The organism is Stieleria sp. JC731 (assembly GCF_020966635.1).
Taxonomy (GTDB): Bacteria; Planctomycetota; Planctomycetia; order Pirellulales; family Pirellulaceae; genus Stieleria.
In genome coordinates this window covers 243,207-256,418 of sequence record NZ_JAJKFQ010000029.1, presented here as the reverse complement: position 1 = coordinate 256,418, position 13,212 = coordinate 243,207, and the positions used below count along the sequence as shown (strand labels likewise).

10 protein-coding genes are annotated in these 13,212 nt (G+C 54.1%); 9 read left to right on the top strand and 1 reads right to left on the bottom strand.

Annotated elements, in window-relative coordinates:
- Positions 1-148 precede the first annotated feature (148 nt).
- The 3 genes from uvrA (at position 149) to LOC67_RS25690 (ending at position 4,872) form a co-directional block, all read left to right on the top strand.
- A complete protein-coding gene (gene uvrA, locus LOC67_RS25700; RefSeq protein ID WP_230265713.1) occupies positions 149-2,701 on the top strand; it encodes an excinuclease ABC subunit UvrA in 2,553 nt (850 codons plus the stop codon).
- A gap of 486 nt (positions 2,702-3,187) precedes the next feature.
- On the top strand, positions 3,188-3,361 hold the full coding sequence (locus LOC67_RS25695) for a hypothetical protein (RefSeq protein WP_230265712.1): 174 nt from the start codon (positions 3,188-3,190) through the stop codon (positions 3,359-3,361).
- A gap of 251 nt (positions 3,362-3,612) precedes the next feature.
- Positions 3,613-4,872 carry a DUF1559 domain-containing protein gene (locus LOC67_RS25690; protein WP_230265711.1) on the top strand — a complete coding sequence of 420 codons (1,260 nt, stop codon included), beginning with the start codon at positions 3,613-3,615 and terminating at the stop codon, positions 4,870-4,872.
- A gap of 84 nt (positions 4,873-4,956) precedes the next feature.
- Here the strand turns inward: LOC67_RS25690 and LOC67_RS25685 are convergent, their stop codons facing one another.
- The gene (locus LOC67_RS25685) at positions 4,957-5,424 is read right to left on the bottom strand and encodes an acyl-CoA thioesterase (RefSeq protein ID WP_410001176.1); all 468 of its coding nucleotides are present in this window, start codon (positions 5,422-5,424) and stop codon (positions 4,957-4,959) included.
- A gap of 200 nt (positions 5,425-5,624) precedes the next feature.
- Here LOC67_RS25685 and msrA point away from each other — a divergent pair, with 200 nt between their 5' ends.
- The 6 genes from msrA (at position 5,625) to LOC67_RS25655 (ending at position 12,604) form a co-directional block, all read left to right on the top strand.
- A complete protein-coding gene (msrA, locus tag LOC67_RS25680) occupies positions 5,625-6,341 on the top strand; it encodes a peptide-methionine (S)-S-oxide reductase MsrA (protein ID WP_230265709.1) in 717 nt (238 codons plus the stop codon).
- 127 nt (positions 6,342-6,468) lie between these two features.
- Positions 6,469-7,044 carry a hypothetical protein gene (locus tag LOC67_RS25675; protein WP_230265708.1) on the top strand — a complete coding sequence of 192 codons (576 nt, stop codon included), beginning with the start codon at positions 6,469-6,471 and terminating at the stop codon, positions 7,042-7,044.
- Between the two features lie 262 nt (positions 7,045-7,306).
- A complete protein-coding gene (locus LOC67_RS25670; RefSeq protein WP_230265707.1) occupies positions 7,307-8,260 on the top strand; it encodes a sugar phosphate isomerase/epimerase family protein in 954 nt (317 codons plus the stop codon).
- Positions 8,261-8,268: 8 nt separating this feature from the next.
- Positions 8,269-8,997, top strand: a complete 729-nt coding sequence (locus tag LOC67_RS25665) for a hypothetical protein (RefSeq protein WP_230265706.1) — start codon at positions 8,269-8,271, stop codon at positions 8,995-8,997.
- Positions 8,998-9,136: 139 nt separating this feature from the next.
- On the top strand, positions 9,137-10,570 hold the full coding sequence (locus LOC67_RS25660; protein ID WP_230265705.1) for a phytoene desaturase family protein: 1,434 nt from the start codon (positions 9,137-9,139) through the stop codon (positions 10,568-10,570).
- A gap of 189 nt (positions 10,571-10,759) precedes the next feature.
- The gene (locus LOC67_RS25655) at positions 10,760-12,604 is read left to right on the top strand and encodes a cation:proton antiporter (RefSeq protein ID WP_230265704.1); all 1,845 of its coding nucleotides are present in this window, start codon (positions 10,760-10,762) and stop codon (positions 12,602-12,604) included.
- Positions 12,605-13,212 lie beyond the last annotated feature (608 nt).

The following is a 13,212-nucleotide window of genomic DNA, read 5'->3' as shown; positions in this document are numbered from 1 at the left end:
GCCCGTCGGCTGATGACACAAATCTAGTTCTCGATGGCACTGATTGGAGCGTGTTGTGATCGACGGGCCGAGTTGTATGATTTTTGCTTGACCGGTTATTGCGGTCTGGCCGTCTTCGTCTTCCCGCCTCGTTCGCGTTTTATTGCCGGTGCCCAAGTCAAACTCCGCGTCGTCCGCCGCTAACAGTATTCGCATTCGCGGTGCTCGTGTTCACAATTTGAAGTCTGTCGACGTCGATATTCCGCGTGATGCGATCACCGTCATCACGGGGGTTTCCGGGAGTGGTAAAAGTTCGCTCGCATTCGACACTTTATTCGCCGAAGGCCAGCGGCAGTACATCGACAGTTTGTCAGCCTATGCGCGTCAGTTTCTCGATTCGTTGCCACGGCCGGATGTCGACTGGATTGACGGACTTGCTCCGACGATGGCGATCGATCAGAAAGGTGGATCGACGAGCGCACGAAGTACCGTGGCGACGGTCACGGAAATCTATGACTACCTGCGATTGCTATTTGCACGGGTGGGGACGCCGCATTGTGCCAATTGCGGTGCGAGCGTCGATCGTCAATCACCGGATGCGATCCGGGATGCGTTGCTAAACTATCCAGATGGGACCAAGATGATGTTGTTGTCCCCGATGGTTCGCGGACGAAAGGGGGCACACCGCGATGTCTTGGAAAAGATCCAGGTCGCTGGGCTCGTTCGCGCTCGTGTCGACGGGGACGTTTATCTATTGGAAGATGTTCCCGAGCTTGCCGTTCGAAAGAATCACACGATCGAAGCGATTGTGGATCGGTTGGTGATTCGTGAAGGTGTCGAATCGCGGTTGGCCGATTCGCTGTCACTGGCTCTCCGATTGGGCGAAGGTTTGGTGTCAACATCCGTACAAGCGGATAATGGTCAGTGGGAAGATCAGATCCACAGCACCGCGATGGCATGTATCGAATGTGGTGCGAGTATCGAAGAGATCGAGCCACGTTCGTTTTCGTTCAACAGCCCCTATGGTGCTTGTCCAACCTGTGACGGTTTGGGCATTATCGACGCAAAGTCATCGCCCCGTGTTTGCCCCGATTGCGATGGGGCCAGATTGAAGCCGCAGTCGCTTGGCGTGACCATTGAAGGACGTTCGATTGCAGAGCTTGCGGCAATGAACGCAGACGAATCGATTGTCTGGTTGCAATCGATCGGCAGCGGTTTTTCAGCATTGCACAAGGCCGTTGCCCATCCGATCGTCGAAGAGGTCTGCAAGCGGTTGACATTTTTGCAGCGCGTCGGTGCTGCTTACCTGACGCTTGATCGTGCTGCCGATACGTTGTCGGGCGGTGAATTGCAGCGGGTGCGTTTAGCAACCAGCATCGGTAGCGGATTGGTTGGCGTTTGCTATGTCTTGGATGAACCTTCGATCGGTTTGCACCCCGCCGATCATGATCGCTTGATCGGCTGTTTGCGTGAACTACAGCAACAGGGCAATACGATCGTCGTCGTCGAGCATGACGAAGCGACGATGCGGGCGGCGGACCAATTGATCGACGTTGGGCCTGGTGCAGGCGCCGGTGGAGGCACCATCGTTGCGCAAGGCACGCCGAAACAGATTCAGTCCAAACGTAAGAGCCTAACGGGACGCTATCTGTCAGGTGTCGATCATGTGCCGATTCCCGGGACGCGCCGCACGAGCGAACAATCTATCGTGCTAACTGGTGTGACAACACACAACCTAAAAGAAGTCGATGTTCATTTCCCGATCGGTTGTTTGATCGGCGTCAGTGGCGTTTCCGGCAGTGGGAAAAGCTCGCTTGTGAGAGATACCTTGTTGCCGGCGGTAAAGCATCATTTGGAAACGGGAAAGAAGCTTCCCGTCCGAAAGGATTCGCTCACGCAGTTCAAGTCCATTCAAGGCGCTGACTTTGTTGACAAGTTGATTCCGATTGACCAAGCACCGATCGGGCGGGGCCCTCGGTCTTGTCCCGCGACCTACAGCGGAGTCATGGATGAGATCCGAAAAGTGTACGCATCGACGCGTGAAGCAAAAACGCGTGGCTTTACCGCAAGCCGCTTTAGCTTTAATTCAGCAGCGGGGCGGTGTGAGCTTTGTAAAGGTCATGGCGTCGAACGGATCGAAATGAACTTTTTGAGTGACCTGTTTGTCACCTGCCCGCGATGCAACGGAAAGCGATTCAATCGTCAAACGTTGCAAGTTCGTTTTAAGGGGGCGACCGTTGCTGACGTCTTGGCCATGACGGTGGATGAAGCGTGTGAGTTCTTTGCAAACGTGCCCAGTTTGCTGCGGCTGCTTTCTTCGCTTCAGCAAGTCGGGTTGGGGTACATGCACCTGGGGCAAAGCAGCACGACGTTAAGTGGCGGCGAATCGCAGCGGATCAAACTCGGGACCGAGTTGGCCCGAGTCTCGACAGGCAAAACGCTTTACATCTTGGACGAACCGACCACGGGTTTGCATTTCGTGGATGTGAAGCGGCTGATCTTGGTGTTGCAACAGTTGGTAGAAAGCGGAAATACGGTTGTTGTCATCGAGCATGACTTTGACCTGTTGGCCTGCTGTGACTGGATGATCGATTTGGGGCCCGAAGGCGGTCGCGGCGGAGGGCAGTTGATCGGTGAAGGCACGCCAGAGCAGATCGCTACTGAAGACGCCGGTCCAAGTGCGAGGTTTCTGCGGCAGAAGCTAGAGCTTCATTCCGTATGAAAATACGGGTTCGGGGCATCAGCCGACGGGCGTAAGTCCCGGTTATTGCACTGAAACCGTGGCTAACGCCATACGGCTGATCCTGAAATCGAGTTGGAACGAAGCACTAGGGATCGATGGCAAGTCATTGCCTGTTCAAGACAGAACGGCATCCCATTGGGCCCTCTAGCAAACGAAGGCAGCGTCAAACCGCCGATTCAGAATGCTCTCTCGGTGAAATGTGCGCGGTTCAAAAGAGGCCTGGGAACTTCATTTTCTCGGGCCGAAATCATTTATGAGCTATCTTTGTCGATTCAGGTGCGGGCTTGCGACTTCGAACACGCGTCAACCAATCCGGATGGCATGATTGTTGTGGGGGACAGTCGGCTGTAGTACAGTGGTAGGGCGTCATATTTGCGCGGTAATCCGAACGATTCACGATTCCGCCGGTGCGTGCGAAGGGCTGCGTGCGACAATCTCCGACTTCATTTTTAAAGATCGATTTCGATGAAACGGTTTCTGCTGGGATGTTCGATTGGCTTGTTGACTTTCACCTGTTTGCCAGGATGCGGTGGGCATAAAGGCGGCGTCCTGGATGTCGCTCCGGAAGACAATGAGTTCCAAGTATCCGATGCAGACCTGAAGAAGTTGAACACCGGAGGCGCTGCTGGAAAAAAGTAGCCTGGGTTCTGCAGCTGAGGTACTAGTGTTTTGTTCCATAGCGAAATACGGGTTCGGGTCATCAGCCGACGGGCGTTAGCCCCGGTGATTGCACTGAAACCGTGGCTAACGCCATACGGCTAATTCAGAAATGGAGTTGGAACGAAGCACTAGAAGCAGAGTCGCTGGCGACATTCATTGTTCAACTGGATTTGATGACCAGTTGATTGTTCTTATCAAACCATACATTCGTTCGTTCTGAGGAGACGTCTATGTCTAGACGAAACCGCGCCGGCTTTACCCTGGTTGAACTGTTGGTCGTGATCGCGATCATCGGCATTCTTGTTGGGCTGTTGCTTCCCGCCGTTCAAGCGGCACGTGAAGCGGCTCGCCGAATGAGCTGCAGCAACAACTTTCGCCAAATCGGTTTGGCGGTGCAAAACTACCACACGACTTTCAAGCACCTGCCGACCCAAGGGACCGGAACAGGACTGGACCCGATCTCGGGCAGTCCTCCGATGATCTGGCACTACTCCGATCGAACGAATCAAAAGAGTCTTAGTTTCCTGGTCCCGCTGTTGCCGTTTATCGAGCAGCAAGGTTTATGGGATCAAATCTCCGCGCCGTTGGATGTCGACGGTGATGGGAATATTGACTACCCACCGATGGGACCGAAGCCACAGTCGGGCGTCTATCTCTACACACCCTGGGTTACCGAAATTCCAATGTTGCGCTGCCCCAGCGACCCAGGTCGTGGTTTGCCAGCGCTCGCGCGAACGAACTACGCCGCATGTCTAGGTGACACTTCGATCGGAGCTACCTTGGGTCTGACCAGCGAAACTGCTGGTGATTATGCCGATCCGCTTCCCGCCACCGAAGCGATTGTCGATCGTTACCTGCGAGGCATGTTTGTGCCTCGTAAAAAGATGGACATGAATGACGTCAAAGACGGACTGTCCAATACGATTTGCTGCGGCGAAATCATGACTGACCGTGGTGTCTATGACATTCGGACCCGGGCCGCATTCGACGTGACCGCGATCGATGGTTATGACGTCAAGCTTTCTTCCGGCGGCGGAACCATGGCCTGTCGAACGAACGCGAATCTGATCGATCCCGAGAAGCCAACCTTCTGGGTGAAGACAATCTTCCCTGCTCACAATGTTCGAAACACCGACGGCTCGCCTTATCCTGCTGGTATCGAGTCTGGTACTCGGCGCGGATTCAACTGGGCTAGCTATTCGGCGATCTACACCGGAGTCACCACCAATCGTCCACCAAACACCGAGCTGTGTATCAGCGACTGGACTGAGTCGGGGCCAGGTAACTGGTCCATCAGCAGTTTGCACAACGGTGGTGCACACATCTTGATGGGTGACGGTGCGGTCGTCTTTATCACCGATTCGATCGATGCCGGGAATCAGTCCGCAGGTCAGCAAGACATGGTGACCAAAGGGGAGAAAAGCCCCTTCGGTTTGATCGGCTCGTTGGGAACACGCAACAGCCGCGAAGTGATCGACGAGTCTTTCTAGCAAACTCGGTCGTAAAACCATCGCCACCTCGCACGTCGGTCACCTTTCTATGTGATCGCCGTGCATCTTAAATGGCTGTGCATCTTAAATGTCAGACGCATGTTCCCACGGTAACGCGGGGGCTGCGTCCAGCACCGTCAGCGATTCACGCGCCTCTTGCGGGATCGACATCACTTTGTGCCGCGTCAAGTCGACGAACACCCAACGGGTTTCAATCTTTGCGAGCACTGCACGATCGGATGGGCGAAAGATGATGTACTTGCGTCGCGATGCGAATCGCTGCAGGTCGGACACCCAGGTGCGAATCACAACTTCGTCGCCTGCGACGGCAGCGACGCGATATTGAATCGAGTGTTCACGCACAACCCAGCCGACGCCCTGGTTCAGTGCATGCTTGGCATCCCACCCGATCGCTTCGGTGTGTTTTCCTGCGGCCCAAAGTGACCACTGCAGGTAACGCAGGTTGTGGACGTGTTGTTGGGCGTCAATTTCATCGTCGTTCACGCGGTGGTGAAGATCGAAATACGGATGAGCTGGGGGTGATGAATTCACTAAAATGGCAAAGGGAAATCGGGAATCTGCAATAAGGCGTCCGCATGACTTCCCCTAAAAGGGAGGGGGATAGGCGGAAGTTCGATTCGGATCGCCATTCTACGATTTCACGTCTCCTGTCCCAGGGCGTATACTAGACACGTCCACGAACCGCGTGCCGACCGTCCATTCGTAAGGCGGAAAACAATCAGAGGATCAAGATGAAGCCTGTCGCCAAAGCCGTTGCGATTCTGCCCACGGAACGCTACCTGGAAATGTGGGTTTTATTCGTCTTGCTAGCAGTCGGTGCCTTTACCGGATGCAAACTATCGGCCGAACCGCCAGCCACCGGAGCTACAACGTTGACATCAGAAGAAGCCAAGCCCGCCGCAGAAAAAGAGCTGGTAGCCACATTTGCCGGTGGATGTTTCTGGTGTACCGAAGCGGTCTTCGAGCGAATGGAAGGCGTTGGCGATGTCATCAGTGGCTATATAGGTGGCTCTGTACCTAACCCCACCTACGAACAAGTTTGCTCGAAGACGACCGGGCACGCCGAAGCGATCGAGATTCGATATGACCCGTCGAAGGTGACCTACGAAGAATTGCTGGAAGTGTTTTTCAAAACACACGATCCAACGACGCTGAATCAACAGGGCGCCGACAAAGGTCCACAGTACCGCAGCAGTGTGTTCTATCACGATGAAGAGCAACGCAAGGAAGCCGAGGCTTACATCAAGAAGCTAGACAAGTCTGGCGAATACGACCGAGAAATCGTGACCTTGCTTGAAAAAGCGACTACGTTCTATCCGGCTGAAGATTACCACCAGGATTTCTTCCGAAAGAACCCTAACTACGGTTATTGCCAAGCAGTTGTGGTCAACAAAGTTCGCAAGTTCAATCGCAACTTCGGCGACAAGATCAAAGAAGACTTGAAGTAGTCGTTTTGCCAACGGTGCTGAAGGTTTCAGGCTTCAGGCAGGTATCCAGACCGCCAGTCGCTTTAAGCCCAATCGCATTGAGCTCAGTCGCTTTAAACATTGACGCCAACTGAAACGGGGACGATCGATGAGCCGAGGAAACTACATCGCTGGATTTGCGGCTCTGTTGATGTTCATCCCTTTCGCACCGGTTTGGTCGCAGACGGTGCAGCTACCGACCTTCCAGACATTTTCATATTCGGGAAGTGTCTTGGTACCTGATCGAGGAAGCGTGTCCTTGGGGTCGGTTCGGCGTTCTGCCTCGGGGCGGTCTTCAAGAGGGTTCGGTTTGGGGCCATTGGGTTCTCACGCCGGTGGTGCAACGAACAGCATTGGCTCGGCATCAGTTCATGTAACGATCATCGATCACGATGCAATCGATCGCCAAATACGCGGGCTTCCGCCGCGTGGTGTGTCATCACCAAAATCATCTGGCGCCGCTGTCGCCAGCAACGCGCTTGAAAAGATCGACGTCGATGCCGAAGGCAAAGCTCTTGTGCGATACGCGAGGCAAAAGTTTCGCGAAGGCGACACTGGAAAAGCTTTCGACGCGTATCAGCTTGCCATCCGAAAACTGACTCCTCGACTAGCAGACTTGGCAAAATCGGAGATGGACCGCGTTATCCCTTCGGCACAGCAGCAGGTGTTCCGGCGGGGATACTAGTTTGTGGTAGACGTTTCTCAGTTACGCTCCAAACCATGGTCCCTCGCATGATTAATTCGGAGCGGAGCCACCGCCGAAATTGAAGCGTTGCGAGGGTGCTGCAACTTCGTGCAACGGCGATCTGGCATTGCGTAAAAAGCGATTTCTGGCCATGCCACTTGGGCTCCTGCAATCGTGCACCGAGCAGTTAGAATGTCGGGACCAAATCTAAGTCGAATCGAGCTGAGACGACTGTTCCATACCTACTGGCCCCTCCGCGCTAATGACCAACCGCCGCCAATTTCTGCTGACGACCGCCGCAAGTGCCGGTGCCTTGTGTTGTGACTCGATACTTCACCGTCCCCTCGCAGCAGCTCAACAATCCAGTGGCGAATTGCCGGTCCGGTTTGCGCTAAACACCAGCACCATCAGCGGACAGAAGCTTCCGATTGAGGAACAGGTGCGAGTGGCCGCGGAAGCAGGCTATGGCGGAATTGAGCCTTGGATTCGCGACATTCAGAGCTTCGTCAGTAACGGCGGCAAGCTAAGCGATCTACGCAAACAGATTGAAGACTCGGGATTGTTTGTTGCCAGTGCGATCGGGTTTGCCAACTGGATCTCGGACGATGATTCGACACGCCACAAAGGTTTGGAAACGGCCAAGCATGACATGGAACTTGTCTCGGGCTTGGGTGGCAAATTGATCGCGGCACCACCGATCGGTGCACACGGTCGCAACGATCAGTCGCCACCGCTACCGGTTATCGCCGAACGCTATCGTGCGATTTGTGAATTGGGTCAGCAGATGGGCGTTGCGCCACAGTTGGAACTTTGGGGATTTTCTCCGACGCTTAGCAAGCTTGGCGAACTCGCTTACGTGGCGACCGAAGCGGCTCATCCGATGGCCTGTGTGTTGCCAGACTTTTATCACATCTACAAAGGCGGCAGCGACTTTACAGGCTTGTCGATGATCGAAGCATCGATGATGCACTGCTTCCATATCAACGACTACCCGGCGAGTCCCGAACGGGGCGAAATCGCGGATAAGCATCGGGTGTTCCCGGGGGATGGCATTTGCCCACTACCCGAAATCATTGGCAATCTGATCGATCACGGTTTCAAAGGAACGTTTTCGCTTGAACTATTCAATCAAGAATATTGGAACCGCGATGCGTTAGAAGTGGCTAAAGAAGGATTGCAAAAGTCGCGTGCTGTGGTCGCTCAAGCGATCGCCTAGCGATGGGGATGGATGACCTGTCAGCCGAAGACACAAACGACCAGGCACAGGAATGTGAACTCGGGCAACGTATCGCAGGTGGCCCTAAAGTTTCTGGCAAACAGTTTTCTCTTCGGCAGTTGTTTGTTTGGCTTGCCGTAATCGCATTGGGTGCTGGATACGTTCGGACGGTCATTCGTCTTCGGGAGGCGGAGGCCGAGCTGGCGCGCTTGCATCGCGAGGTCGGATACATCGAACCAACGAGGGAAGATCAGATTGCGGCGGTTCGACTGACAAGCGAAGAACCGATGACCTACCGCATTCGGATTCGGGTTCCCGGCGGAGCGAAGCATCGGGTGGTTTACAGTTCGGTGTGGCCGGCAGGCGCGAGCGGTCCCAGCTGGTACGGAGCCGTTCCGGTTTCTGAGGGCGAGTCCGTCGTGCTGGTTCGGGTGATGGAAGACAGTCGCGACGATCGCTGGAAGATTGCCACGCTGCACCAGGGGGAGGCAGGGACACGCCGGATCGCGACCGTTCTGCCACCCGATCAGGTAGAGATTTTTCGCGGTTCACATGACTGGCTGGCATCCGGAATCCCGCAAACAACGACAATTCGACCTTTGGGGCAAACAATTCGGCTGCTCGACGAGCGTGTGTTGGTTGGCGAAGGGGCGATGATGTTGTACGGTGATCGGCCTCCAAATGACGATATGATCGGGATCTTCGCGGAGTTGCAGCCCGACAAAGGGCCAATCTAGGTAGTTGTCTCGCAAATGCGTGGCGACAACCTGAATTTCGCAGCCCTGTCGGATTCGCAAACCGTCGGGTCACATCACGTCGACTACAGTCGGCATCCTACGTACTGCACCATTTCAATCGGGACGAGTTCGCTTCACCATGGCGCGTGATTTCTTAAAAGGCGTTCAAGACGAATACGATGTCGTCGTCATCGGCAGTGGTCTCGCCGGTATGACGAGCGCGAACATTTTGGGACGTGCCGGGCACCGAGTCCTACTGTTGGAACAGCACTACAAGCTGGGTGGTTTGGCCACATGGTTTCTTCGTCCGGGAAGTCACACATTTGACATTTCGTTGCATGGCTTTCCGCACGGCATGATCAAGTCATGCCGCCGCTATTGGAATCGCGATATCTCCGATCGGATTGTTCAGCTCAAGAACATCCGGTTTGATAACCCGCAGTTTTCTTTGACGACAACGTTTGACCGTGAGGATTTCTCTCGCCTATTGGTGGAGCAATTCGGTCAGGAAGCATCAACGGTCAAAGAGTTCTTCGACACCGCGCGTGGGATGAACTTCTACGACGATCAGTCGACCACAACAGGGCAACTGTTCGAGCGATTCTTCCCAGGACGCAATGACATTGTTCGACTGTTGATGGAACCGATTACGTACGCCAACGGATCGACTTTGGAAGACCCTGCGATTACGTATGGAATCGTCTTCAGTAATTTCATGAGCAAAGGTGTCTACATCTATGAAGGTGGCACTGATGATCTCGTAGGCCGAATGAAGAAGGAGCTGGAGTCCAACGGGGTCGATATCAGGATCAACTGTGGAGTCGATTCAATCGATGTCAACAAAGGCCGCGTCAGTGCGGTCAATGTCAACGGACGGAAGATTCGCTGTCGCGCGATCGTCAGTAATGCGAACTTGAAAACGACCGTCTTAAAGATGCTCGGTGAAGAGAAACTCGATCGTGACTATGTCGAACAGGCACAGGCCGTACGGTTGAATAACAGTAGTACTCAAGTCTACATGGCGCTCAAAGAAGGTGAGCATATTGATGAGTCTTCGGGCGACTTATTCTTCACCAGTACTGCCGAACAGTTCAATACCCAGTCTTTGTTAAGCCGCGACATCACATCGCGAACGTTCAGCTTCTATTACCCTCGTACCCGGCCATGGAAGAAGAAAGAGCGTTACGCGATCGTTAGCAGTACCAACGCGAATTGGTCGGATTGGAACGATCTGAACGAGCAGGAGTATCTGGAGAGCAAAGCCGACCTGGTAGAAACCACCATCGACGCGCTCGAACGTTATCTGCCTGGAGTCCGCGACAAGATTGACCATGCCGAAGCAGCCACGCCACGGACTTTTCAGCACTACACGCGGCATGAGATGGGCGCTAGCTTCGGAACCAAATTCGAAGGATTGCAAGTCAGTCGCGAATTGCCCAACCAAGTCGGCGGAATGTATCACGCCGGTAGCGTTGGCATCATCATGAGCGGCTGGCTGGGTGCGATCAACTACGGCGTTATCGTTAGCAACGAAGTCGATCAAATGCTGACCAGTCAGGCGTCTCCTGTCTGATACACCCCGCCATTTTCTGGTTCATAGAATTGGTAACACCGACAAAGACGCCACTGTGAGGTCTTTGGGCGGACATACCGTTGCAGGAAATCCTTGTTCGCCGTTGCTAGCTCGACCTAGGGGGTATCCGCGGCCTACACTGGACCGACATTTGATACCCGTTTGCTCTGGCTCGGCGACAATTAGCTTATGGACTATTTCCTGGTCTATTTAGTTTGCATTCCAATCCTTGCGGTCACGGCGCAGTGGATCGCTTGGAAGTTGCAGCTACCCAGCATTTTGATGTTGCTTCTGTTTGGCTTGGCGTTGGGCTTTCTGTTCCGCCCAGACGAAGTCCTGGCCGAAGTAACCGGCGGCGAACCCTCGATGGCAGGACCTAACCTGCTATTTCCCTTAGTGTCTTTAGCCGTCGCGATCATCATGTTCGAAGGCGGGCTGTCACTGAAGTTTTCCGAATTGAAAGACTCGGGGGTGCCGGCGCTGCGCTTGTGTACTGTCGGCGCGTTGATCACCCTCATCGGTGCGGCGATTGTGGCCCACTATTGTCTTGGGTTTCACTGGCGCATGAGCTGTCTTGTCGGGGCCATTTTGATGGTGACCGGTCCGACTGTGATCGGGCCATTGATCAAGCAAGTACGTCCGAGCAACCGCGTTGCCAATACACTTAAGTGGGAAGGTATTGTGATTGACCCGATCGGTGCGGTCGCATCGGTCTTGGTTTTCGAAACACTGCTCGCCGATGCCGGTCATGGGACTGGGCATATCGCTTTCATGCTGGGCAAAACCGCGATCGTCGGGATTGTCGCCGGGATCATCGGTGGATTCCTGATGACAGAATTGATTCGTCGATTCCTGTTACCAGACAACTTGCATGGCGTGGGCGCGCTCGCTGTCGCGATGCTGCTTTTTGGACTAAGTGATTATGTCGCCCATGAGTCAGGCTTGATCACGGTTACCGTAATGGGCGTTTGGATGACCAACCGCCATCCGGTCGACATCGAACACATCGTCGAATTGCAAGAGCATCTTGTGACGTTGTTGATCGGCTGTCTATTTATCGTGCTGGGTTCACGGATGGAGATGGCCGGAATCCTGGAACTCGGATATCGAGGCCCATTGTTCGCGGTGATTCTGATTCTGTTGGTTCGTCCTTTGTCCGTGTATGTGGCTCTGGCGGGCAGCAAGCTCAATTGGAGCGAACGAAGTTTTATCGCCGGTCTTGCCCCACGCGGGATCGTCGCCGCAGCGATCAGCACTGTCTTCGCACTGCAGTTGCAACGTCAGGGTTCAGAAGAGCTCGCTGCCAATGCCGATCAGTTATCCAATGTCATTTTCATGACCATCATCGGAACCGTAGCAATCTATGGCTTGGGGGCGACCCCGCTTGCGAAATGGTTGGGATTGGCTGACCAAGATTCCAGCGGTGTGCTGATTGTCGGTGCGGATCCTTGGGTTCGAGAGTTCGCGTTGGAGCTAAAGAAGGCGAACGTTCCGGTCGTCATTGTAGACACCAACTTCGCCAAAGTTTCGGTCGCCAAGATGGCTGGCTTGAATGCGCATTGTGTCAACATCGCGAACGAGCACGCGCGTGACTCGTTGCCACTTGGCGGCATCGGAAAGATTCTCGCGATGACCTCCAACAATGAAGTCAACACGTTTGCGGTACGCGAGTGCCGCAACCTGTTTGGTCGAGCGAACGTGTATCAGCTGACGTTCGATGAGAAGGCAGGCCGGACAATTGACAAGTCATTGACCGGCCGTGACCTGTTCGCAAAGGGGCTGAAGTTCCAAGAGATTGAACGTCGCTTCAAAAGCGGTTGGCAATTAAAAACGACGAAGCTCAGTTCCGAATTTACCTACGATGACTTCGTTGCTCAGCGTCAACAAGTTGAGTTGCTCTGCATCATTGACGAGCACAAGCGGTTGGTTGTCGATACCGTTGCCGAGCCACTAGCGCCACACTCGAAACAGGTTGTCATCGCTCTGGTGGAAAACAGCGAATCGCCGAAAGAGACAGCGCCGGTCAGTGTGTGAACGGCTAGTGCTTCGTTCCAACTCGATTTTAGGATTAGCCGTGTGGCGTTAGCCACGGTTTCAGTGCAGTAAACGGGGCAAACGCCCGTCGGCTGATGACCCGAACCCGTATTTTCATGTAAAACGAAGCACTACGCAACCGACTGCAGATTTGAGTTTGGTTGGCTCTGCAAAAGTCTGTCGGTCGTCGTTCCGGCAGAATTGTGAATTATCGGTCCGGCTCTGAACTGCTCGGATACTGGCCTGAAATATCGATGTCATTTTCAGTGACAAATGTGATTCGGCCGCTCTCGCCAAAGTTGAGGTTGAAAATCGGTGCCTTGCTAATCCGCTCAAGCTAGGGGGTGCGCTTCCATTGTGGTTGGTTTTCTGCCAGGGTGGTTGGAGATCATTCAGCTGGAGGCGTGTCGCTACCGCAATTGTTTTGTTCAGTGTTTCTTGGCCATTGGTAGCGAGGTTGGTACGCCGAGGCTGGGGCGCGGTGAGCGATGGTGATGGCACCAACGGCGGCAACTTCCTTACTCAATTCTCGGTATACCCTCCTAAGGGAAGGCTTGCTGACGCAGCATCGGGGATCCGAAATTTGGCATATCGATTGCATTTGACCA